This window comes from Butyricimonas faecalis (assembly GCF_003991565.1).
Classification (GTDB): Bacteria; Bacteroidota; Bacteroidia; order Bacteroidales; family Marinifilaceae; genus Butyricimonas; species Butyricimonas faecalis.
Genome location: NZ_CP032819.1, coordinates 2007240 through 2031805 on the forward strand (window position 1 = coordinate 2007240; position 24566 = coordinate 2031805).

Here is a 24566-nt window from a genome sequence, read left to right on the forward strand (position 1 = left end):
TGATTCAGCAACATTTAACAAAGTATGAGAAAAGTTTTTCTATTGGTAGTGAGCCTCGTTGTGGCTCTTACCGCGTGTCAGAAGGAGGAAGCTCCTTTCGCTCCCGACGGAGCAAACACTCAGACAATTACCATCTCCATTCCGCAAGGGATGCAGAGCCGTGCAGTCGGAACGTATGCCAACGCAGCCGATTACGGTAAGGCAGTAGAAATTAATCGTTGTATTCTCCAGGTTTACCGTGAAGGAGTGGCTTACGGCGATCCCATGGTCGTAGAAGTACAAACCAGCGAGAATAAAAAGACCGCCACGTTCAACCTGCGCTTGGTGGCTCAGCAGAAATACGATTTCGTGTTCTGGGCTGACTGCGCTACTGAAACTAACAACGGTACGTTCAGTGACCTGCATTACAATACCAGTGATTTGACCAACATCACGGTAATAGGTGACTATGTGGGTAACAACGATGAGTTCGATGCTTTCTTTTTCTGCAAAACAGACTACACGGTTACCGAATCCTTTGCAGAAACAAGTTGGGTACTTCGTCGTCCTTTCGGTCAGTTGAACGTGAAGACCAATGATATGACTGCTATTCCCGACAACACACTGAAACCGACGAAGGTAAAAGTTGCCCTTACGGCCCTGCCAACCTCATTCAACGCCAAGACGGGTACGGTTGGAGAGCAAACTGCCAATGTGGAATACGAAGCCAAAGTCATCAACCAAGCAAACGGTGAACTGACGGTGGACTACATCTGGGCACCTGTTGAAGAGGCAGCTTTGGTTAACTTTTCGATGAAATTCTACAATAACGAAACACTGATTTGCGAGAATAACGACTTCAAGAACATTCCGGTTCGCCGTAACTACAAAACGAACGTATCGGGTAACTTGTTGACGAAGCAAGGTACGATCAACGTTACCATCGATCCGGATTTTGAGCAACCAGACATCGAACAAGAAATTGTAGAGGTAGCTACGGTAGCCGATGTGACAGAGGCTATCAAAAACGGTGCAACCACAATCATTGTGAAAGAAGCCCCGACGAGCGATGCAGCAATAGAGATTCCGCACACGCTGACCGAAGAACAGGCCGCCAAAGAATTATCCATCTCGCTGCCGACTACGAATCAACAAGTAACCATCCAATATACTACTGAACAGACCGGTGCTGCTCCCAAGACCGTTAATATCACGGCTCCCAACACGAACAACCTGGTCATTGAATTGCCCCAATCAACCGTTACGCTGAATGGCGCCAACTACAATGAGGTAAGTGCCACAACAGCCGATAACACGTTGATCATCCCCGAAGATGTTACGATAGAAACCTTGATCGTGAAGAAAGGTAACGTGGAGATCTACGGTACGGTTAACAAAATCACACTCGAAGAGGGTGCCGGAATCGTAAAGACCTACGCTGTAGGTGATGCCGAAACACTGAAAAAGGCAGCCGAACTGGTTGCTAACCGCCAATGTGCTAAGATCGTGTTAACGGCCGATATCGACCTGAAAGGCAGCACCGACAACCTCTGGACTCCGATCAATGCAGAAAACAACGTCTTCATTGAGTTCGATGGTGGCAACCATACGATTAGCAATCTTTATGTGAATAATATCGACCCCCAAAAAGGTGATGTACCAGGATATCAGTATGGAGGTCTGTTCTATGTTCTTCAGAGCACTATCAAAGACTTGACAATCGAGGTGGCTAACGTAACCTGTTTACGTGGCGGTGTGCTAGTTGGCCGCATGGATTGTGGTACGTTGGAAAACTGCCATGTAAAGAACACTACGGTCACGAGTATCCAAAAGGTTGCCGGATTAGTTGGTTTTGTAAGCAGCAGCGCCAAAGATGTGACGATTCGCAATTGTTCGGTCGATCAATGCAAGCTTAACACCCCTAACACGGATGGTATTTATCAGGCCGGAGGTCTTATCGGTTACCTACAATCATTTGACCGCAACGTACTTATCGAGGGTAACTCGGTGAGCGGTATCTCCTTCCAAAAGGTATATGCTCCGGCAGATTCTGTTAAAGACAAACTTTATGATTTGGAACAATGTTATTCACACGCCTTTATCGGAACAATTGCCAACTACTCAGCAGATGCTGACGCTTACAACACATACACTATCGAGTTACGCAACAATAAGGTGGCTGAACAGATAACGGATATTCCTACTTTGGACGGCCGTACCGATGACTACATCGGCTGGTGGGCAGGTTATTACGGTCCTACAGGTAAAGCTTTCACTCCTAAAGTGGTAGTCGATGGTGTAGCCAAGGATTGCTGGGTGTACGTAAAATACGTTTACAAACAATTGACGAACGGGAAAGATATTACCATCTACCAAAATTGCGACCTCACCCAATGTTCTGAAACGAAAGGGACTATCAATATTCCGAGTGGAACGACACTCACCGTTGGGTATACATATAAAGATAATAAAGGCAACGAGGTAAAAGTATCCCCTACATTGACCGTAGGCCAAATCGCCAACATCGACGAGATTAATATCACCGGTCCCGGCTCTATTGTTGATGAAAACGGGAACACGTTGTACCCAAGAAATTGAGTAAACCCACTAGTGGGATTATGCTTGATAGCTAAAGAAAACCGGATCAAAGCCATCTTGTCAATTGACAGAACCAACGCAACGATGGTGGTATGACCCAAATAATTACTACCCGGAGGAACCTGACTGTTCCTCCGGGTTCAATATAAAGAGATATGAGCTCTAAAAAAACAAGTAACAAATCATAAAAAAGGTCGGCGCTACTGATGCAACGCCGACCTTTTTTTTTTGTCGATAACCTTGTCTTATATCACGTGATTAACTTTTCTCTTCACATACACTTTCACCTCGGGAAGACTAACCGGTCCGAAGATCGTGTCTTGACTTGCTACTTGCTGCATTGGAGCAACTGCAGTCGTGTTTTCCACTTTTTCGTGATCAGCATAAGCACACACGATATGTTCTGCTCTGGCATGATTCAAACTACGTCCACCGATAAACACTGTAATTACAGCCACGAATACTATGATAATATACTTCATCATTTTATTTTATATTTAAAAATTAAACAACCATTTTTGTTAACTCTCTTTATTTCGTTGTTGTTGTCTTTCAACAATACAAAAGTACGACACTTCCCTTTAGCGGGGAAATTATCCAAGTTATACTTTAGTTGTCATAAGGTTAAATATATGTTAGGCTTAAAAAAGAAAATCCTCTCTTTTAGTTTTTTTAACCAAGTCGGCTTTCCCCGCTCGGCAAAGGGTTTAACGGGTATTTCACACTAAAGATCACACGTTAACGAAATCCTAATTCACCCCTTTAAAGTTCAAATTTTTAAGGGAAACGATTTATCGGGAAATCTTGATCTAAGGTTAAATGAATAAGGATAAAGGGAATGAAAAAGTCCCTTTCCTATCAGACTACCTCCCCTAACCCCTCCTTACACAGGAGGGGAAACCGCTTGGTAATCAACTCTCCCCCTGTGTAAGGGGGAGTTGGAGGGGGTAGTGATTAGTTATCGTACTTCCGAGCCCGGTTTCACCTCTTTATCCGGAGAGACAAAAGAAAGCGTTCCATCGGCATTCTCGGCCATCAAGATCATTCCTTGCGATACGATACCTTTCAACGGTTTCGGTTCCAAATTTATCAACACGCTGACTTGGCGACCGATCACCTCTTCCGGAGTATAATGCTCAGCGATACCGGAAACGATCGTACGTTGATCAATTCCCGTATCCACGGTCAACTTCATCAACTTCTTGGTCTTAGCCACTTTCTCGGCAGCAATGATCTTTCCTACCCGAATATCCATCTTCATGAAATCCTCGAACTGGATGTTCTCCTTGGCAGGGGCAGCCTTCACGGAAGCCATCTCGTTTGCTTTCTTCGTGGCCAACAATTTATCGATCTGGGCTTGAATCGTTGCATCCTCGATCTTCTCGAACAACAACCCGGCCTCTCCCAGCTCATGTCCGGCAGGAATCACGCCATCTCCCATTTTATCCCAATCGATCACGTCAATATTCATGAACTCTCGCAATTTCTGGGAAGAGAACGGCATGAACGGTTCCATCAACGTGGAAAGGTTGGCAGAAATCTGTAAACAGATATTCAAAATCGTCTTCACCCGTTCCTCGTCCGTCTTGATCACTTTCCAAGGTTCGGTATCCGCCAAATATTTATTCCCCAAACGAGCCAGATTCATTGCCTCTTTCAACGCATCGCGGAAATGGAAGGTCTCCAGACTCTTCTCCACACGTTCCACGATTTGTGGAATCTCGGCCAAGACCTCTTTATCGTAATCCGTCAACTCTCCCCGTTCCGGTACCCGGTTGTCGAAATACTTTTGCGTCAATACCAGCGTACGGTTAATGAAGTTTCCATAGATAGCCACCAACTCGCTGTTATTCCGGGTTTGGAAATCTTTCCAGGTAAAGTCATTATCTTTTGTCTCGGGAGCATTTGCCGTCAGCACGTAACGTAACACGTCCTGTTTACCGGGGAACTCCACGAGATACTCGTGCAACCATACCGCCCAATTCCGGGAAGTGGAAATCTTATCACCTTCCAAATTCAAGAACTCGTTAGCCGGCACGTTATCCGGTAATATATAAGAACCCTCGGCTTTCAACATGGCCGGGAAAATGATACAATGGAAAACAATATTATCCTTCCCGATAAAATGAATCATCCGAGTCTCCGGATCTTTCCAGTATTTTTCCCATTCCGGAGTCAAGTCTTTCGTGGCTGAAATATACCCGATCGGGGCATCAAACCACACGTAAAGCACTTTTCCTTCGGCTCCCTCGATCGGAACGGGAACACCCCAATCCAAATCACGGGTCACCGCACGAGGTTGCAAACCGTTGTCCAACCAGGATTTACATTGTCCGTAAACATTCGGTTTCCACTCTTTATGTTCTTCTAATATCCACTCTTTCAACCAACCTTCATACTGATCCAAAGGCAGATACCAGTGCTTTGTCTCTTTCAGTTCCGGTTTGTTTCCCGTGATGGCAGACACCGGATCAATCAAATCGGTAGCGTTCAAGCTAGTTCCACAAGCCTCACACTGATCCCCGTATGCCCGTTCGTTTCCGCAATGGGGACATTTCCCCACGATATAACGGTCTGCCAAGAATTGTCCGGCCTTCTCGTCATAGAATTGCATGGAAGTCTTCTCGATAAATTTCCCCTCGTCATACAACTTCTTGAAAAAAGCGGAAGACAAATCGTGGTGCGTTTTTGAACTTGTCCGGGAATATATATCAAACGAAATACCCAGTTCTTCGAAAGAATCCTTAATGATCTTGTGATAACGATCAACAATATCCTGCGGGGTCACTCCCTCTTTTTGAGCCTTGATCGTGATCGGCACCCCGTGTTCGTCCGATCCACCGATAAATGCCACATCCTCGCCTTTCTTCCTCAGATACCTCACGTAAATATCGGCAGGCACGTATACCCCTGCCAAGTGTCCGATATGCACGGGTCCATTCGCGTAGGGCAAGGCCGTGGTAACCAAATTTCTCTTGAACTTACTCATATATCCTGTTTATAAACTTTTGAACTCTAGTGGCGCAAAGTTAGAAAAATATTAGTTACCTTCGTACTATAATAACAAAACTTCAACTTTTATGTTACGACCTATATACCTGCAGCCGGGAGACAAGGTGGCTTTAATTTCACCCTCGGGTATCGCGACAAAAGAACAGCTGGATGCAGCATGTTCGCTCCTGACTTCTTGGGAGTTGGAACCCGTACCCGGACAACACGTTCTCTCCCGACACGGAAGATTGGCAGGCACGGACGAAGAACGATTACATGATTTGCAAACAGCCCTTGACGCCGAGGACATCCGGGCCATCTGGTGCATGGCGGGAGATTACGGTATGTTACGTATCGTGCAGGAAGCAGATTACTCCATATTCCAAGGAAACCCCAAATGGGTGATCGGTATGAATGACATCACGGTATTACATGCCAAACTCCATTCTCTCGGGATCGAGAGTTTACACGCCTTCATGCCGTCCAACTACAAGAACACCTCTCCGAAAGTAGTCACGCAATTACGGAATTTCCTTTTCGGGATCATCTCCTCATACGCCATCCCCGCCCACCCGTTCAACCGGACGGGAATCGTGGAAACCGAAATGATCGGCGGTATGCTGCAATGGGTGAATAACCTGCATGACACTTGCATCGAACGGAACACGAGAGGAACAATCCTTTTCATCGAGGACCCGTCTGACGATCTGTACGAAATCGACCGGAGCGTGAAATGTATGAAATACGCCGGGAAATTCCAGCACTTGGCCGGACTGGTCGTCGGGGAATTCGGGAAAGACTCGACCCCGGGATTTAAAGAAGAAGTGTATCAACTGATCCATGAAGCCGTGGAAGATTACACGTACCCCGTGTGCTTCGGCCTTCCGGTCGGACACGTACGCAACAATTTTCCCCTGATCCTGGGTGCAAACGTGGAATTAGTCGTTCACCCGAAAGGAGCGGAACTACATTTCCCCTGATCACGTACACGCCATGCACAGAATTTTATTGGTAACCCTATTTTTAATTTACACGACAATGAACAATATTGTTTATCCGGCCAAGCTGGACACCCTATACCAGGCGATCGACAATCGCCAGTCACAACACGATTTGCCTTTGATCGGCATCTCCGCCAATTTTGAAAACGGAAATTCATGTATCGAACACTCGTACGTGATCTCGATCCTGCAAGCAGGAGCCATCCCCGTGCTACTTCCCGTACATAACGACATCGAGACGCTCCGAAAGACCATCGAAACGCTCGACGGACTAATGCTTACCGGAGGCGGGGACATTAATCCGCTGTACGGGAACGAGGAACCTCTTCCCCCTCTCGGTAACATTGATGCTGCCAGAGATCAATTCGATTTCACACTGGTAAAACTAGCTGCCGACCGGCAAATACCTATTTTCGGAATCTGCCGCGGCCACCAGATCATCAACATGGCTTTCGGGGGGACAAACTATCAGGACATCTATTCCCAGCATGACCAGCAACTACTGAAACACAGCCAGTCCATCAGCCGGGAATACGGTTCCCACACGGTAAACGTTATCCCCAACACCACGCTTCATGCTGTCCTCGGAACAGACTCGCTAATCGTGAATTCGTATCATCACCAGGCCATCAAAGAAGTAGCACCCGGTTTCCGGGTAAGTGCCACCTCCCCCGACGGCATCGTGGAAGCCATGGAAGGGATGCCCGGCCACCGCATATTCAGCGTGCAATGGCACCCGGAGAAAATGGCCGTCCGCCCGGACGAACAAATGATGAAATTATTCTATTATTTCGTGGACGAGGCCACCTTGTTTAAGAAAGCCAAAGAAATACACCGGAACAGCCTCATCGTGGATTCCCATTGCGACACACCGATGAAGTTCACCGAAGGATTCAATTTCGGACAACGCCATGAGAATGTAAAAGTGGATCTGCCTAAGATGCAAGAAGGACGAGAAGATGCCGTTTTCATGGTTGCCTATCTTCATCAGGACGCCCGGGATGATGAATCCCTGCAAGCAGCCACGCAAAAAGCAGTGGACATCCTTTACCAAATTTCCGAGCAAGTAAAACAAAACGGGGACCAAGTAGGCATTGCCTATACTGTCGACGACCTGATCTATTTAAAGAATGCCGGGAAAAAAGCCATCTTCCTTGCCATCGAGAACGGGTATGCCATAGGCAAAGATCTCGGTAATCTTACCATGTTCAAAGACATGGGAATCACTTACATCACCTTATGTCATAACGGAAGTAATGATATTTGTGATTCCGCCAAAGGAGAACCGGAACACAACGGTTTGAGCCCATTCGGTCGGGAAGTCGTGAAAGAGATGAACCGCCTCGGTATCATCATCGACATTTCGCATACCAGCGCAAAAACAGTGCAGGATGTACTGGAACTCAGCACGGCACCCATTATCGCTTCCCACTCCTCCGCACGGGCTTTATGCGATCACCCGCGCAACCTCACGGATGATCAGATCAAAGCGATCGCAGCCAAAGGTGGAGTGGTACAGGTATGCCTCTACAACTGGTTTCTAAGCAAACAACCGAACCCAACGATTCTGGACGCCGTGGCACACATCAATCACATCGTGCAACTGGTCGGCATTGACCACGTGGGTATCGGCACGGACTTTGACGGGGATGACACAGAAAAACTAACCGGCTGCCGGGCTGCCAACGAAGTGATCAACCTCACGGTGGAACTTCTCCGACAAGGATACACCGCCGAGGAACTGCATAAATTATGGGGAGATAATCTATTGAGAGTGTTGAATAGCGTACAAAATTAAAATACGATCTTACTATTTTCAATTCACGCGCAATTTACATTTCAAACCATGACAATCGAAGCGTTACGCCAGAAATTTACGAGCAAACTACCCGGGGAAGCGGCACAAGACCGGATGTCTCCCCAGCCGAAATACGTGGAGGGGAAAGAGGGAATTCATCAAGGTCTTCCCATCAATAGTGCCGTCATGCTACTCCTTATCCCCCACCAAGGTGATCTGGCGATACCCTTCATCAAAAGAACAAACGTGGGCAAATACCATGGCGGACAAATAGCCTTGCCCGGCGGTAAAACGGAACCGGGAGACGGGAACAGCCTGCACACGGCATTACGCGAATGCGAGGAAGAGATCGGAGTGACTTCCAAGGAGGTCACGGTTATCGGGGAATTAAGCGACGTGTATATTCCATTAAGTAACTTTAATATAACTCCCTTTGTTGGAACTATCCCGGAAATGCCTAATTTTGTACTCTCGAAAAATGAGGTAGAAAAAGTGATTATCATCCCGTTAAAAGACTTACTGGACGACAGGAATAAAACAAGTCAGGTATTGTACCGACAGGAGCAAAAAATTATTGCCCCGGGGTACAAGATCGGAGAAAATTTCATCTGGGGAGCCACGGCCATGATGATCGCGGAACTGGAAGCCTTGGTAAAAAACGAGCAATAAATGACTGAACGCGAGATGAAGAACAAACTTTGCATATACATTCTCTTCCTGTTACTTGGCTGCATAGCTTGTAATTTTTCCACTACACAAGGGAAATACAAAACACTTGCCAACGAGACATGGGAACGAGATAGTAATTACAAATTCGAACTCGACATCACGCAACCCGGCACTTACCACCTCAGCACCTGCATCCGTCACTCTACCGACTATAAACAAAGAAACATCAGTTGCTACTTGACCATCCGACATCAAGGATTAGAAGTGGATAAAGAGAATTCTGACATCATCCTTGTCGACAATAACGGCAGGTGGGTCGGTCAAGGACTCACGGGACTAAAAACAGTCGTGCAACCGATTGACCGGATTTTCCATTTTGACTCCACCGGTATTTATACCGTGGAAATCAAACATCGGATGAAAGATAAACAACTGACAGGGATTAAAAATATTGGCATTAAAATAAAATCCACAACTTATTATGGCGAAGAATAAACTGGCGAAATTTGCCGAAATGGAAACCTTGGAAAACGTGTTCCAGCCCACCCATGAAGAAGTATTCCGCACGGATTACAAACTAAAAGGGAAATGGGGAGAACAAGTTTTCGGCAATGATCACCCGATCGTTTTAGAAGTGGGATGCGGCAAAGGAGAGTACTCCGTGGGATTGGGCGAACTTTATCCCGAGAAGAATTTCATCGGATTGGACATCAAGGGAGCCCGCATGTGGACAGGTGCAAAAGCGGCAGAAGAAAAAGGGATGAAAAACGTCGTTTTCCTGCGTACCCACGCGGAAGAACTGGAATCCATTTTCGCTCCCGGAGAAATTTCCGAAATATGGATCACCTTTCCCGACCCGCAAATGGCAAAAGCCCGCAAGCGTCTCACGGGAACCCGTTTCCTTTCCCTATATCGAAAATTCTTAAAAGAGAACGGGCTCATTCATTTGAAAACAGACAGTCCTTTCCTCTATCAATACACGGCAGAGCTTGTGAAAATCAATCATCTACCCGTGAACATCAACACGAGCGATCTTTACGGGAGCGGACTGGATGATAAGATATTAGGCATCAAAACGTTTTACGAACGACAATGGTTATCACGAGGGAAAACCATTAAATACATCCAATTTTCATTAGCCGGGTCGCCCCAACTCGTGGAACCCGAAATCGACATTGAAAAGGATGATTATCACAGTGAAACACAATTCATGATGAGATAATTGAAAACGAACTAATTCACGATTTAAGAATTACGATTTATGATTGAAAAACATTCATTCATAGAAAAGAATCTAAAATCATAAATCTAAAATCAAGAAACTAAACAGATTATGAAATCTAAAATAGATCGGACTTGTAACTCGCCGAAGGCAAAACCCCGAGTGTTAATGGCGATGAGCGGCGGAATTGATAGCACGGTAGCTGCCATGCTACTCCTAGACCAAGGGTACGAACTGGTAGGAGTTACTTATCGGGTATACGATCAAATCTCCCAAGCTTGCATGGAGAAAGAAAAAGGGTGCTGCAGCGTGAATGCTATTTTCGAGGCCAAACACATGGCCCAACAAATGGGATTCGAACATCATATTCTCGATATTCGTAAAGATTTCAATGATCTGGTGATCCGGAATTTTATTGATGAATACTTGCAAGGACACACCCCCAATCCTTGTGTTCTCTGCAATTCCACAATCAAGTGGGGAAAACTGATCACCCTGGCCGACGAGTTGGGATGTGATTATATTGCCACGGGACACTACGCCCGCATCGGTCAACAAGACGGACGTTATTTCCTGCGTAAAGGAGTGGACGAGACCAAAGACCAGACTTATTTCCTCTGGACGTTAACCCAAGAGAATCTTGCCCGCACGATCTTTCCTCTGGGTGAATTAACAAAACCTGAAGTACGACAAATTGCCCTAGAGAAAGGATACGAGAAACTCTCCAAGAAAAGCGAGAGTCAGGAAATCTGTTTCATCCCAGACAATGATTATCGCACCTTCCTCGCCGAGAACGTGGAAAACTTTGCCGAGAAATACGGTCCCGGATTATTTGTCGACACTTCCGGCAAACGCCTGGGAGAACACCGGGGATTCCCCAACTACACGATCGGCCAACGCAAAGGACTTGGCATTGCCCTGGGGCATCCCATGTTCGTGGTCGACATCCGTCCGGAAAGCAATGAAGTCGTACTGGGAACCCGGGAAGAATTGCAAGGAACCACGTTCCGGGCAAAGAACATCAACCTTATGAAATACGCCTCCCTACCCGATGGCTTCGAAGTAAACGCCAAAATCCGTTATCGCAACCGGGGAGCGCAAGCCTCCGTCTATCACGAAAACGACTTGCTCCGGGTAGAATTTCACGAAGGCATGGACTCGATCACCCCGGGACAAAGTGCCGTCCTGTACGAAGGGCCCGATGTCGTGGGGGGAGGAATCATTATCTGAACACAAAAATTTAAATTTATCCGTTTAACTTGTTATCTATAATCTTCGTCAACACCTCCCGAAGCGTGCCTCCCATGGCACGTACCATCTTCGGCACGAAACTATTGGAAGTCATTCCCGGCGTAGTGTTCACCTCCAACATAAAAATCTCGTCCTCCCGAACGATATAATCCACCCGAACGATCCCTTCACACCTTAATATATCGTAGATCATCGAGGACAAGGTTTTGATCCGTTTCGTCAACTCGGGAGAGATACGAGCCGGGATAATTTCATCCGACTTTGTCGGGTTGTATTTTGCCTCGAAATCAAAGAACTCATTCTTGGGTATCACCTCGGCAATCGGCATGGTAATATCCATATCCCCGGCTTTCACGACCCCGCAAGTCAATTCCGTCCCGTCTATAAACGTCTCGACCAACACTTCCCGACAGAGAGCAAAAGCTTTCTTCAAAGCCTCTTCCAACTGGGCAGCCTCCTTCACTTTCGTCACCCCGAAACTGGAACCCTCTGCATTCGGTTTCACGAAACAAGGCAACCCCACCTCGTTGATAATCTCGTTCACGTCATATTCCATTCCCCGGCTCAACATCACGGAATCGGCCACGTTTACCCCGTAACTATTCAAATAAGTACTACACGTATGCTTGTCGAAAGTCAAAGCAGAAGCCAACACGTTACAACCGCCGTAAGGCACACCCATCATATCCAGATACCCCTGCAACAACCCGTTCTCCCCGGGAACACCGTGTATCGTGATATAGGCAAAATCAAACAGAATCTTCTCCCCGTTCCGGGTAAACGAGAAATCATTCCTGTCCACGGGGTACTTTTCCTCCCCGATCTCCACGTGCCAATCCCGTCCTCTCAGAATAACGAGATATTTGTTGTACTTGGTTTCATCCACCTCGGCGTATATATTCTTCCCGGATTTTATGGAAACCTCATACTCTGAGGAATTTCCTCCGGCGATAATGGCAATATTTTTCATTTTGAATTCATCTTTTATAACGTGACAAAAATACAAAAAAGAGAATAGGAGATGATAAAAAGTTTATATTTTTGCAAGCCTCAATAACACAAGGAAATGACAAAGACAAACGACTTGACACAAGGGAGCATCAGCAAGGGAATCTGGAGCATGGCGATTCCCCTTATCACGGCCTCTTTCGTTCAAATGGCATACAACATGACCGACATGATCTGGCTGGGACATTTGGGTAGCGAGAGCGTGGCAGCCGTCGGCGTGGCCGGATTTTTCACGTGGATATGTAACGCTTTATCATTTATCAGTAAAGTCGGGGCAGAAGTCACGATTTCCCAATCCCTAGGGGCACGGGCAAGCAAAAGAGCCCGGGCATATGCCAACCAATCGGCCATGCTGTCATCCATCATTGCCTTGGGATACGCCTGCATGATTTACATCGCGGCCCCCATGTTGGTCGGATTGTTCCATCTGGAAGCAAACATCTCGGAATTGGCCATCATATACATGCGCCTGGTCACGCCCGGCCTATTCTTCACGTTCAACAACAACACGTATAGCGGACTGTACAACGGGCAAGGGGACAGTAAAACCCCGTTGAAAATCGTCGCCACCGGATTAATATTCAACATCGTCCTCGACCCCCTGTTAATATACGGGTACGGTTTCGTTCCGGCACTGGGAACAGCAGGTGCGGCCATCGCCACCACATTCTCCCAGCTAGTCGTATTTTCCATCTTCATTTGGAACCTTTATTTCCGTAATTCATCCATCGGGAAACTCTATTTTATCACCCGACTGCGAGCCCGGTTCGTGAAACGTATCGTTTCTCTCGGCTTACCCGTAAGCATGCAAAGCGCTTTATTCGCCATGTTCTCCCTGACACTGGCCACCGTGGCAGCCCAATGGGGCCATATCGGGGTTGCCGTGCAGAGCGTGGGCGCGCAGATCGAGGCCATCACGTGGATGACAGCCGCAGGCTTTTCTACGGCCCTGGCTGCCTTCACGGGACAAAACTTCGGGGCCCGCAACTTGGACCGCATACGCTTGGGATACCATTACACGTTGAAGCTAGCCGGGGGAATCGCCCTAATTGCCTGCCTCGCCTTCCTGTTCTTCAGTAAAGAAATATTCAGCGTGTTTATCAACGAACCACAGACCCTGATTGCAGGAAGCGCGTACCTGAAAATTCTCGCTATTTCGCAGATATTCTCGGCCATAGAACAGGTCACTGCCGGGGCTTTCAACGGATGTGGACGAACCACCCCGCCCGCCATCGTGGGCATCATCCTTACCGGAGCCCGCATCCCGCTGGCCTATTACCTGGTTACCTTCCCTTCACTCGGGTTAGACGGTATCTGGTGGAGCATATCCCTCTCCAGCGTCATGAAGGGCATCGTGCTGGCCATCTGGTACCAATCTTTTCAGAAACGTCTGGAAAACGGGCAATATAAACCCGCCGGAATTCTGGGGAAAATGCACGCCGTGGCAAGTCGCCTTTGGCAGCAATTTAATTGAAAATTGTAAGCATAAACCGGTATTCAATAAGAATCTCGTTCTTTTCGTGCCTTTATGTCACGAAATTATTACAGAAAAAATTCTGTAATTTTTCGGCATAAAGATTGTTGATGTAAAAAATAAGGCTTACATTTGACGGCGTTAAAAAAGCAACAAATAGCCATTTAAGAAACGTATAACAATAAAAAATTACAGAAATGAAAGTAACAGTTGTAGGAGCAGGAAACGTTGGTGCAACTTGCGCGAACTGCATCGCAGAAAAGGACATTGTCAATGAAGTTGTTCTTTTGGACATTAAAGAAGGCGTTGCTGAGGGTAAATCATTGGATATGTGGCAAACCGCCCCGATCAATCTTTATGACACCCGTATCAAAGGTGTAACGAACGATTACGAGGCTACCAATAATTCAGAAGTTGTGGTAATCACTTCAGGTCTTCCCCGTAAACCGGGAATGAGCCGGGATGACTTAATCGCAACAAACGCCGGTATTGTAAAATCAGTTACTGAAAATATTATCAAGCACTCCCCGAATGCCAAGATCATTATCGTGTCCAACCCGCTTGACGTAATGTGCTACTGCGCTTACTTGACGGCCAAGATTGACTCAAGCCGCGTGTTCGGTATGGCCGGTATTCTGGATACGGCTCGTTACAGAGCATTCCTGGCTGAAGCATTGAATGTTTCCCCGAAAGATATTCAAGCCTTGTTATTAGGCGGACACGGGGACACGATGGTTCCGCTCCCAAGATACACCACGGTTTCAGGTATTCCGGTAACGGACTTGATTGACCATGACACGTTGAACGCCATCATCGAAAGAACGAAAGTTGGCGGTGGAGAGTTGGTTAAATTGATGGGAACCTCAGCATGGTACGCTCCCGGTGCAGCAGCAGCCCAAATGGTTGAAGCTATCGTATGCAACCACAGAAGAATATTCCCGGTTTGCGCCTTGTTAAACGGTGAATACGGAATGAACAACATCTATCTAGGAGTTCCGGTAGTCTTGGGCAAGAACGGTATCGAAAAAATCATCGAGGTAAAACTTGATAAAGATGAACAAGAATTATTAGCTCAATCAGCTAAAGCTGTTAGATCAGTAATGGATGTACTTGACAACATGAAATTATTTTAACTAACAATAGTACTTCACGATCATTCTTTAAAAAACCGTTCTGGGGCGCCGGGACGGTTTTTATTTCCAATATACCCTCCCTATTCTTTTAAAGGGCAGCGAACTGCAAAGTAAAGAAATTTATCCCCGCAATCTTACCCAAATCCAACCCAAATCAGGTAGTAAACATACCCAAATAATCCCACATACCCGGCGATTACCCGAAGTTTACCCGTTGCTCAGCCATTACGGGACGGCTGAGCAACGTACGCGCAACGGCTGAGCAACGAATAAGCAGGATTATTTCCATAGCTTTTCAGTAGGATTACAGTAGGTTCAAGGATGTATTATCCTAAAAAAGCTACTGTAAACCAAGGTAAACCTATGTCAGAATTCAGTTTTCTAGTTCCAACCCGGATTCTGTTCCAACTTGGCATCAATATTCGCGTCAATCGCTTTCTGCGGGATCGGGAATAATTTCCACTCGATGGTTCCCGTGTAAGTCGGGTAATCAGCAATGTAATACGCGTGAGCCCGCAGTTGATCCTCCATGACAGAGCCTTGCATACGCAACAACGTACACCATCTTCTTTCCTCCATAAACAACTCCCTTGCTCTCTCGTCCAAGATAAAAGCGAAAGAAATATCTCCCGCTGTTGCCATGCGGCTACATTGCGCCCGACCGCGCAACTGGTTTATGTCATTCGCGGCACTACCGGCATCCCCCATACGGAAATAAGCCTCCGCCCGTAACAAATAAGTTTCGGCTAAACGACAGGCATACTCGTCCCGGAAAGTATTCGTACGATTTCCCCCGTATACCAAATCCTCGTATCCCCAATCATCCACGGGAGCGAATTTGGTCCATACCGGGTAATAGTGATCCATGTTTGATTCGTCCAGCATATCGGCCGTCACGATCTGACCGTACTTACTGTGTTTCGTATCGATACACACGAATTCCCGACGGATATTCGCCTTTGAATTCCGAATATCCGTGGCAAAATCACCCGCCCAAATATCATTGATCATGTAGTTTGTCGGGGCATTAAAAGACACCCCCCGGCCACCGACGTAGGCACAGAGATTTCCCCCGGGATAGACAGATTCGTCAATATTCGTGTTCCACGGGCCATACCCGGCATTCGATTCCGAATATTCGCTTTTCCAACGCATCTCCCTCAACACGGGAGAAAAACTTCCGGCGTAAGGCAAAAAATGACTTCCCCCGAAGTTATGCCAAACCGTCACATCATTTTGCAACGTCCACAAAGCCTCGGTATTTCCCTCGGCATAATCCAAGTTCCCCCGTTGAAAAAGATCGAAAAAGACATCCCCGTCCGGGTAATAAGCCTCGACTCCATTCATGGCCTCACCGGACCCCGGCTTTGCCCGGGAACCGAACCGCTCGGTCATCAAAGCGTGTAACTCGGTAACCTTGGTCGCGTAAAGAATGGATTGCTGCAACAATTCCCGATCATCCCCCAGCTCGGTAGCCAAGGCCAGATAAGCCTCTGCCAAATAATGATAGGCCGCACCTTTCGCCACGTCTCCCGCCTCTCCCGGATAATCAGGCAAAGTATCCGCCGCATGCTTCAAATCTTGAATGGCGAACCGATACGTCTCCTCCCGGGTCATCCGGGTAAAATCATAGCGGGGCTCCTGGTAGAATTTCGTCACCTCGGGAACTCCCCCGAACAACTCACCCAAAGTGAGGTAAGCAAATCCCCGGAAGAAATTAGCCTGTGCCCGTACCCGCGCCCGGTCATCCTCGCTATCCCAGTTCAAGGTTTTCACTTCTGTCCCTTCCAACGTCTGGTTGGCATAACTCACTAACTGATAATAAGCCTCGTAAATATTCTTCACTTCACTTTTATCCGTGGACCACGAAGAGAAATTAGACATCCCGTTACCGCTTGACCGCCACATCGGGGTATCAAACATATCGGTACCTGCCCCCTTTAAAAACACGTCATTCTGTAACCAATAACGAGCGTGGGCATACATATTCGTCACGCAAGCCTTTACCTGATCCACGGTCTTGAAAGCATCTTCAGCCGTGTAAAACGTGTCGGGATGTTCTTCCAAAAAAAGATCATCGTTACATCCGGAAATTCCCATTACCATAACGGCAAAAATAACCGCAATATATTTTCTAGTTTTCATCATCACGCTCCAAATTTAAAATGTCAAATTAACTCCAAATGAATACATGGCTGCTAACGGATAACCGTAACTACCGCCCAAGGTTTGCTTTATCTCCGGATCACCACCATCCCAATTCGTGATCGTGAACAAGTTCTTGGCTGCAAAAAACACCTTCAAACCCGTTATTTGCAAACGACTCAACCAATCCTGGTGGAACGTGTAGGAAAGGCTTAAATCCTGCAAACGCACGAATCCATAACTTTGCAGCGGGGTAAAACGATTGTCGGCATAATCCACACGAGGATACTTGTTGCTCCTATTTTCCGGGGTCCACCAACCATGATTCAGGTTATTATCCCACACGGTTCCCGTTGCCGTTTGGTAAGCATACGTGTTCTGGCTCAGCCCGTAACCATTTCCCCCGAACACGCCAGCGAACAAGAAATACAACTCCAGATTCTTGTATTTAAGCGTGCTACTCAAACTCATCCGGAAGTTTTCCTTGTTATATCCCAGGATGGTACGATCGTTTGCCGTAATCTTACCATCCTCGCTCCCGTCCAAATTAGCAAACTTCACGTCACCGGGTGCCGCGTTATTTGCCTCGATGTATTCAATATCTTCTTCCTGTACAATTCCTATTGACTTATAACCGTAAATGGCTCCCAAGGATTTCCCGATAAACAGACTATTGGAGATATCATCTTTCCCGTCACCGTATAAATCTTTCAATTTATTCCGGTTCAGATAGAACGTCACGGCCGTACTCCAATTCCAGTCTTTCGTCCAGACATTCCGCGTGGTCAACGTGGCCTCTATCCCCCAGTTATCAATCTGCCCCATCGTGGCTTTCATACTTGTCAACCCGTTATTCATCACGGGCAACAATCGATCAAAAATCTGGTCGGTCGTCTTCGAGAAATAACCGTCAAATTCCAAATAAATCCGGCTACCCAACAAACCGAGGTCAAACCCATAGTTAAATGCCTCTGTTGTCTCCCAACCCAGATCGGCATTTCCCAGTTTATCATAGCGTTGGCCCCAGCTAATCGTCGATTCATTGCCGAAAGGATAACCGATGCCGCCTTGTTGTCCTAACTTTATCCGAGACAATGTCATGTACGGATCCAGAGATTGATTACCATTCTTACCCCACGATCCCTTCAACTTTAAATAATCGATGAACGACACCCGTTTCATAAAACGTTCATTTGAAACCGTCCATGCCACCCCGACTGCCGGGAAAACTCCCCATTTCGAATTCTTCCCGAACACGGACGATCCGTCCCGACGCACGGAAACACTTACATGATACGTGTCGTTATAATTATAGCTGATTCGCCCCAGATACCCGATATTATTATGCTTTGTCTTATCGATATTCGTGATTTTCTGTGTTTTGGCATATACCAGTCCATCGGCTCCCAAGACGGTATTCCCTTGATCCGAGAAATCACTTCCGGTCATCTTCCGGTAGTCATACCGTTTGGAATCCCTCGTGTAAACGTAGGTCGCATCAATAAAATGTTTCCCGAACTGACGATTAAAATTCACGATATGGTCCATTACCCAGTACGTGTTCTTCGTGCGGGCGCTATACCCGTTCGCCTTACTCAAGAAACCGGATAATGCCGAGGCTGAATACCGATCTTCAGAAGTTCCCTCTGCCACAAAATACCCCTCATGCTCGAAATAATCCCGTTCCACGTTCTCCCAGGAATAAGCGGCATTTACCCGGTAAGTCAGTCCTTCCAACCAAGGACATTTCACAAGCACATGCCCCTTGATTAAAGTCGTGGCATAAGTATCATGATCATCCACCATACCGCTATTCACGAGCCACAAGGGATTTGTCAACCCGGCCCCCAATTCTCTCGGGAACTTCTCCAGTTCACCGTTCGGACGAGTCACACGGCCGTAAGGGGTCAAACGCAAGGCCTGTACCAGATTGTAAGTCGTGGGACCGGAGTAATCATTAAAGGTATATCCCATCTGTGTCCCGACTTGCAACCAAGAAGCCACGTCACTTTGCAAACGGAGCGACAAAGCCTCCCGTTTATAATCATCGCCAACAATCACCCCCTCCTGATCAACGTGAGAAGCGGATAGGAAATAATTCAATTTTTCCGTCGCTCCGGATACGGATGCCGAATAACTCTGCATCAGTCCCGCCCGGCTCACGTAATCCAACCAATCCGTAGTCTTGCCGTTTTTATAATTCTCTAGCTCGAATCCACTCATCCAAGCTGACGGATCGGCGTCCTCCGCCAGATGCTGGGTCGCATTAATTTTTTTAATATAATTCTCCGGACTCAACACCTCCGGACGATTCGCCATCTCCGACAACGTCCACGATGCATTAAAATTCAGCACGGGTTTTCCCAATTTCCCCTGTTTCGTCGTGATCATCACCACCCCGTTGGCAGCCTGTGATCCATAAGCAGCCAAAGACGTCGCGTCTTTCAACACGCTCATGCTTTCGATAATATTGGGGTCTATATCCCGCAAACTCCCCATGAAAATCACCCCATCCATCACGATCAACGGGTTGGATGTCGATCTCCCGATCGATTTTTGCCCTCGTACTTGTAAAGAAGGCGCCTGTCCCGCTCCTTGTTGTTGCGACACGGTAATACCCGTTACCGTTCCCCGCAACGCATCCATCGAGTTCGTATTCGGCAACAAAGCCAAAGGAGATTCGGCGGTGTTAATCACGCTCACGGACCCCGTAAAATTCTTCCGGGCCACGGAACCATATCCCACGACAACCACCTCATCCAACTCTTCATGATCCACCCGCAGCCGGACATTTCGCATCCCTTCCTTTTTTAACACGATTTCCCGGGTAACATACCCGACAAAAGAAACCCGAAGTACGGCTCCGGCCTTTACCGTTAACTTGTAATTGCCCAACGTATCGGTCACGCATCCATTGGTTGTTCCTTGTTCCAAGATGGCGGCCCCGATAATTGGTTCTCCTTGTTCATCAATCACTCGACCAAATATTTTCCACTTTGTCACTCGCGTCGAATCGACTTCGCCCGCAACACTTCGAGAAATTGTTCCCACCATACACAGGCCACCAAGCAATAACATCATGCCGATTTTACTAACGCTTTTCTGAAAAAAATCTAGATTCTTCATTTTTATATCACATATATTAATTTTCAATCAAACATTCTCGCAATTTTTCCAACACAACAAATACACCAAAACACAGGGAAAAAATATATCGAATTGATTTCCTGCAAAAAAGGTTTTCAGGTTTCATCACGAGGCAATAGGAAAGCGTAGAATTTTTACACATATCAAACACCAATATTCCACACCGTTTAAATTTAGGTACTTCTATACCACTTTACAACGAAATTCAAAGTAACCTTTTTCAGGGTAATACACGCATATCTTCCGTGGCATATTCGATGTTCTTAGGGATCAAAGACGTATCAAAGACCAATCAAAGACGTTACAAAGACGTTCACGAGCGTCCCTGATACACCTCCGTGGCGAAATGAATTGGCGCTTGTCTTAGAAATGAATTCCTTGTCCATTGGATTACGAATGGTAAATATTCCTTCTTGCATGTAAGAGTTAGCATCTCACGACAAAATCGGATATAACTACCTTCGTTATTTTGGCGATCATCATGTATTACTCTCAAAAAATAAACTGGTACAATAACCAATAACCACTTTTTCCTCGATTTCTTCTCGAAATTAACATTCCACTTTTTTGGATTTCGGCGAAAATGCGTATGTTTGTGCAAACTTTAAAATATGGAGATAAAAATTCCGATAGAGATCGTTGAGCTGGAAGATAACAGTTTTCACATCATCGTCTCTCTGCAAATCGGTAGCATTGAGGGTGATTTTATTATAGACACGGGAGCATCCGTGACGGTCATAGATAAACTTACGCCGTTTACTTACGAGCCGCTGGATGATGTTTCCGAGATTAACTCCGGGGGGGTGTGCGGAGAAATCAATGAGGTTCAGCTTGTGAATATCACGGCTTTACAAATTGGCAACCACACGATAGAGAACGTACACGCGGCGGTCATCGACTTGCAGTACGTGAACTCTCTATACGACAAACACCTGCAGCGCAGGATTGCCGGATTGTTGGGAAGCGACTTTCTTGTCAGGCACGAGGCGGTCATTGATTATGGAAATAAGGCGTTAACATTAAAAGTATCTGCCTAATTGTATAGTAATTTTGAAAAAATTGTTATACTTTTGCGCACTAAATATGTGTTAAAAGAAGAATTGAAGCTTAAGTAATTATAAATTCATTAAACAGATGCAGAATAAAGGAGCGATTACACTACTCGCTGTTGCTTTGGCATTGGTGAGTCTTTATCAGTTGTTTTTTACTTATAAAACCAACCAGGTAGAGAACGCGGCGAAGGAGTTCGCCAACGGTAACCCTATTAAAGAGAAAGAGTATTTAGATTCGGTTGCGAACCAACCCGTCTACAATTTCCTCGGTTTAGCCAAATTCACTTACAAGGAATGTAAGGAACTGGAACTTAACCTCGGTTTGGACTTGAAGGGAGGTATGAACGTAACCATGGAAGTTGACGTGGTAGACGTGGTAAAAAGTCTGGCAAACCACAGCACGGATCCCGCTTTCAATCAGGCGATAGAGGAAGCCGTGAAGATGAGAGTTTCCAGTCCGAAAGACTTCGTGACTCTTTTCGGTGAGGCTTTCGAAAAGATTGCCCCGGGAGCGCAACTGGCATCCCCGGCTATTTTCGGTACGCACGAAATGAAAGAAAAGATCAAGGTTGGAGCCACCAACAAGGAAGTTCTTGACGTGATCCGCAAAGAAGCTGACGGAGCAATCGACAACACGTTCAACATTCTTCGTACTCGTATCGACCGTTTTGGTGTCGCTCAACCCAATATCCGTAAAGCCGACATCTCCGGAAGAATCGTTATCGAGTTGCCGGGTATCAAAGAACCGCAACGTGTGAGAGAGTTGTTGCAAGGAACTGCTGCATTGGAATTCTATGAAACATTCGACAACGCGAAAGGACAAGATGCCGGAGAAGATGCATTCATCAACTATTTGGCTGCTGCAGATCAAAAACTAAAAGAGGTTCTTGACGCACAAGTTTCCAATGTAGTAAATGAAGAAACAACCACACAAGTAAGCGAAACGGCACAAGAACAAGATAAGGAATCTGCTATTCTGGACGCGATCAAAGGCGAATCCGATTCTTTGAAAACGGTAAGCAGCATGGCCGAATACCAGAAAGAGCACCCGCTTTTTGCCGTATTGTCGCCCAACATGACCCAGCAAGGACAACCCGTTGGAGGTTCAACCATCGGATATGCCAACATAAAAGATACGGCTAAAATCAACGCCTATTTAAGATTACCGCAAGTAAGATCAGCTTTCCCCAGAAACGCACGCTTATTGTGGGAAATGAAAGCTGTAAACGGTATGGTTCCTTTACATGCTATCAAGATTACCACTCGTAACGGCAAAGCTCCGCTTGAAGGAGATGCTGTAATCGATGCAAGACAAGACTACGATCAACAAGGTCGTCCGGTGGTTTCCATGCAAATGAACGGCGAGGGGACCAAAACATGGGCTCGCTTAACGAAAGATAATATCGGACGTTGCATCGCTATCGTGCTTGACGGTATGGTTGCATCTTCTCCTAACGTAAACGATGAAATCAAGGGAGGTAGCTCTCAAATTTCCGGACGTTTTGACGTGAAAGAAGCAGGTGACCTTGCAAATATCTTGAAATCCGGTAAATTACCTGCACCCGCACGTATCATCGCGGACGAGGTGGTAGGAGCATCATTGGGACAAGAAGCTATTCAATCCGGTATGTGGTCATTCATCATCGCGTTCGTGTTGGTATTGGCCTACATGTTATTCTTCTATAGCAAGAGTGCCGGTTTGGCCGCTGACATCGCGTTGCTTGCCAACTTGTTCTTCTTGTTTGGTATTCTTGCATCCATCGGAGCCGTGCTGACCTTACCCGGTATCGCCGGTATCGTGTTGACCATGGGTATGGCTGTCGACGCCAACGTGTTGATTTACGAACGTATTCAAGAGGAAATCAGAGCCGGAAAAGGCTTGAAACTTGCTATCAAGGAAGGTTACAGTAATGCATACTCGGCTATTATCGACGGTCAGTTGACGACGTTATTAACCGGATTTATCCTGTACTACTTCGGAGAAGGCCCGATCAAAGGTTTCGCAACCACATTGATTATCGGTATCCTTTCTTCACTGTTCACAGCTATCTTCATCACTCGTCTGATCCTTGAAAGAGCTGCATCCAAGAGTGACAATGTTACCTTCACAACCTCGTTTACTGCAGATTGGTTGAGAAATACTAAATTCCCGTTCTTGCAAAAACGGAAAATCAGTTACACGCTTTCAGGTATCGTAATCCTACTTTGTTTCATATCCCTGTTCACCAGAGGTTTGGATAAAGGTATCGACTTCGTGGGAGGTAGAACTTATACCGTAACTTTCGCACAAGATGTACATGTGGGTGATGTTGCCGAGAAACTGGCAGGTGTTTACGGAAGTGCTCCCGAGGTGAAGACCGTGGGAACTGCAAACAACGTGAAGATCACCACGAAATACCGGATTGCTGAAACCGGAGCTGATGTTGATGCAAATGTTGACTCATTATTATATGTCGGGTTACAGGAGATGCTTCCTGCCGGAACGGATTACGAAACATTCCGTAGCGTGAACTTACAACAGACCCAAAAAATCGGACCTGCCGTGGCAGAAGACATGACAAGAGCTGCCGTTTGGTCGGTATTGTTTGCCTTGGTCGGTATCTTTATCTACATCATGGTACGATTCTCAAAATGGCAATATGGTGCCGGAGCTGTTGTCGGCTTGGCTCACAACACGATCATCGTAATCGGAGCCTTCTCCTTGTTTGCTGGCCTGTTGCCGTTCTCTTTGGAGGTTGACCAATCCTTTATCGCTGCCGTATTGACGGTTGTGGGTTACACCATCAACGATACCGTGGTTGTATTCGACCGTATCCGTGAGTACCGCAGACTATACCCGAAACGGGACGATGAACAAGTAGTAAATGATGCGTTGAACTCCACGCTACGTCGTACGTTCAGTACTTCATTGTCAACCATCGTCGTGTTGTTAGCGATATTCATTTTCGGTGGTGCATCTATCAAGGGATTCATTTTCGCCTTGTTAGTAGGTATCATTGTCGGTACATATTCATCACTGTTCATCGCAACTCCTATTTCTTTCGACTTGGCTAGAAGATTCAAGAAGAAAGCAGAAGAGAAGAAATAAACATATTTCA

Annotated in this window: 16 protein-coding genes; 11 read left to right on the forward strand and 5 right to left on the reverse strand. The window is 46.5% G+C overall.

Annotation, left to right across the window (positions count from 1 at the left end):
* Positions 1-24: 24 nt before the first annotated feature.
* On the forward strand, positions 25-2577 hold the full coding sequence (locus D8S85_RS08910) for a DUF6562 domain-containing protein (RefSeq protein WP_106480401.1): 2553 nt from the start codon (positions 25-27) through the stop codon (positions 2575-2577).
* Positions 2578-2822: 245 nt separating this feature from the next.
* Here D8S85_RS08910 and D8S85_RS08915 read toward each other — a convergent pair whose 3' ends face one another.
* The gene (locus D8S85_RS08915) at positions 2823-3062 is read right to left on the reverse strand and encodes a hypothetical protein (protein ID WP_106480402.1); all 240 of its coding nucleotides are present in this window, start codon (positions 3060-3062) and stop codon (positions 2823-2825) included.
* 473 nt (positions 3063-3535) lie between these two features.
* Positions 3536-5566: a methionine--tRNA ligase gene (gene metG / locus D8S85_RS08920; protein WP_106480403.1), complete on the reverse strand. Its 2031-nt coding sequence runs from the start codon at positions 5564-5566 to the stop codon at positions 3536-3538.
* A gap of 91 nt (positions 5567-5657) precedes the next feature.
* Here metG and D8S85_RS08925 point away from each other — a divergent pair, with 91 nt between their 5' ends.
* From D8S85_RS08925 to mnmA, 6 genes are all read left to right on the forward strand, one after another.
* Entirely contained in the window at positions 5658-6548 is an 891-nt protein-coding gene (locus D8S85_RS08925; protein ID WP_106480404.1) for a S66 peptidase family protein, read from the forward strand.
* A gap of 58 nt (positions 6549-6606) precedes the next feature.
* Positions 6607-8367: a gamma-glutamyl-gamma-aminobutyrate hydrolase family protein gene (locus D8S85_RS08930; protein ID WP_106480405.1), complete on the forward strand. Its 1761-nt coding sequence runs from the start codon at positions 6607-6609 to the stop codon at positions 8365-8367.
* 48 nt (positions 8368-8415) lie between these two features.
* Positions 8416-9036 (forward strand): NUDIX hydrolase, encoded by a 621-nt coding sequence (locus D8S85_RS08935; protein ID WP_106480406.1) that lies wholly within the window; start codon positions 8416-8418, stop codon positions 9034-9036.
* Positions 9037-9531 carry a gliding motility lipoprotein GldH gene (locus tag D8S85_RS08940; protein ID WP_106480407.1) on the forward strand — a complete coding sequence of 165 codons (495 nt, stop codon included), beginning with the start codon at positions 9037-9039 and terminating at the stop codon, positions 9529-9531. It begins immediately after the preceding gene.
* Positions 9518-10258, forward strand: coding sequence for a tRNA (guanosine(46)-N7)-methyltransferase TrmB (gene trmB, locus D8S85_RS08945; protein WP_106480408.1), 741 nt, complete (start codon positions 9518-9520; stop codon positions 10256-10258). The genes D8S85_RS08940 and trmB overlap by 14 nt, the downstream gene beginning before the upstream one ends.
* Positions 10259-10369: 111 nt before the next feature.
* Entirely contained in the window at positions 10370-11488 is a 1119-nt protein-coding gene (mnmA, locus tag D8S85_RS08950; RefSeq protein WP_172726497.1) for a tRNA 2-thiouridine(34) synthase MnmA, read from the forward strand.
* A gap of 16 nt (positions 11489-11504) precedes the next feature.
* Here the strand turns inward: mnmA and D8S85_RS08955 are convergent, their stop codons facing one another.
* On the reverse strand, positions 11505-12479 hold the full coding sequence (locus D8S85_RS08955; protein ID WP_106480409.1) for a D-alanine--D-alanine ligase: 975 nt from the start codon (positions 12477-12479) through the stop codon (positions 11505-11507).
* A gap of 96 nt (positions 12480-12575) precedes the next feature.
* On the opposite strand from D8S85_RS08955, the gene D8S85_RS08960 reads away from it, so the two are divergent.
* The gene (locus D8S85_RS08960) at positions 12576-13991 is read left to right on the forward strand and encodes an MATE family efflux transporter (protein WP_106480410.1); all 1416 of its coding nucleotides are present in this window, start codon (positions 12576-12578) and stop codon (positions 13989-13991) included.
* A 197-nt stretch (positions 13992-14188) separates the two neighbouring features.
* Complete coding sequence (mdh, locus tag D8S85_RS08965; protein WP_106480411.1) at positions 14189-15124, forward strand: malate dehydrogenase; 936 nt, start codon at positions 14189-14191, stop codon at positions 15122-15124.
* A 381-nt stretch (positions 15125-15505) separates the two neighbouring features.
* Here the strand turns inward: mdh and D8S85_RS08970 are convergent, their stop codons facing one another.
* Positions 15506-17272: a RagB/SusD family nutrient uptake outer membrane protein gene (locus D8S85_RS08970; protein WP_228423172.1), complete on the reverse strand. Its 1767-nt coding sequence runs from the start codon at positions 17270-17272 to the stop codon at positions 15506-15508.
* Between the two features lie 12 nt (positions 17273-17284).
* On the reverse strand, positions 17285-20395 hold the full coding sequence (locus D8S85_RS08975; RefSeq protein ID WP_181951154.1) for a SusC/RagA family TonB-linked outer membrane protein: 3111 nt from the start codon (positions 20393-20395) through the stop codon (positions 17285-17287).
* Positions 20396-21027: 632 nt separating this feature from the next.
* Here D8S85_RS08975 and D8S85_RS08980 point away from each other — a divergent pair.
* A complete protein-coding gene (locus D8S85_RS08980) occupies positions 21028-21453 on the forward strand; it encodes a retropepsin-like aspartic protease (RefSeq protein ID WP_106480412.1) in 426 nt (141 codons plus the stop codon).
* Between the two features lie 97 nt (positions 21454-21550).
* Positions 21551-24556, forward strand: a complete 3006-nt coding sequence (gene secDF, locus D8S85_RS08985) for a protein translocase subunit SecDF (protein ID WP_106480413.1) — start codon at positions 21551-21553, stop codon at positions 24554-24556.
* Positions 24557-24566 lie beyond the last annotated feature (10 nt).

What these genes read in the sequence shown, in the direction of transcription:
- D8S85_RS08955 (WP_106480409.1), bottom strand. Translation starts at nt 12,479, where the DNA reads ATGAAAAATATTGCCATTATCGCCGGAGGAAATTCCTCAGAGTATGAG.
- mdh (WP_106480411.1), top strand. Translation starts at nt 14,189, where the DNA reads ATGAAAGTAACAGTTGTAGGAGCAGGAAACGTTGGTGCAACTTGCGCG.
- mnmA (WP_172726497.1), top strand. Translation starts at nt 10,370, where the DNA reads ATGAAATCTAAAATAGATCGGACTTGTAACTCGCCGAAGGCAAAACCC.
- secDF (WP_106480413.1), top strand. Translation starts at nt 21,551, where the DNA reads ATGCAGAATAAAGGAGCGATTACACTACTCGCTGTTGCTTTGGCATTG.
- D8S85_RS08915 (WP_106480402.1), bottom strand. Translation starts at nt 3,062, where the DNA reads ATGATGAAGTATATTATCATAGTATTCGTGGCTGTAATTACAGTGTTT.
- D8S85_RS08940 (WP_106480407.1), top strand. Translation starts at nt 9,037, where the DNA reads ATGACTGAACGCGAGATGAAGAACAAACTTTGCATATACATTCTCTTC.
- D8S85_RS08980 (WP_106480412.1), top strand. Translation starts at nt 21,028, where the DNA reads ATGGAGATAAAAATTCCGATAGAGATCGTTGAGCTGGAAGATAACAGT.
- D8S85_RS08935 (WP_106480406.1), top strand. Translation starts at nt 8,416, where the DNA reads ATGACAATCGAAGCGTTACGCCAGAAATTTACGAGCAAACTACCCGGG.
- trmB (WP_106480408.1), top strand. Translation starts at nt 9,518, where the DNA reads ATGGCGAAGAATAAACTGGCGAAATTTGCCGAAATGGAAACCTTGGAA.
- D8S85_RS08960 (WP_106480410.1), top strand. Translation starts at nt 12,576, where the DNA reads ATGACAAAGACAAACGACTTGACACAAGGGAGCATCAGCAAGGGAATC.
- D8S85_RS08930 (WP_106480405.1), top strand. Translation starts at nt 6,607, where the DNA reads ATGAACAATATTGTTTATCCGGCCAAGCTGGACACCCTATACCAGGCG.
- D8S85_RS08925 (WP_106480404.1), top strand. Translation starts at nt 5,658, where the DNA reads ATGTTACGACCTATATACCTGCAGCCGGGAGACAAGGTGGCTTTAATT.
- D8S85_RS08970 (WP_228423172.1), bottom strand. Translation starts at nt 17,272, where the DNA reads ATGATGAAAACTAGAAAATATATTGCGGTTATTTTTGCCGTTATGGTA.
- D8S85_RS08910 (WP_106480401.1), top strand. Translation starts at nt 25, where the DNA reads ATGAGAAAAGTTTTTCTATTGGTAGTGAGCCTCGTTGTGGCTCTTACC.
- D8S85_RS08975 (WP_181951154.1), bottom strand. Translation starts at nt 20,395, where the DNA reads ATGAAGAATCTAGATTTTTTTCAGAAAAGCGTTAGTAAAATCGGCATG.
- metG (WP_106480403.1), bottom strand. Translation starts at nt 5,566, where the DNA reads ATGAGTAAGTTCAAGAGAAATTTGGTTACCACGGCCTTGCCCTACGCG.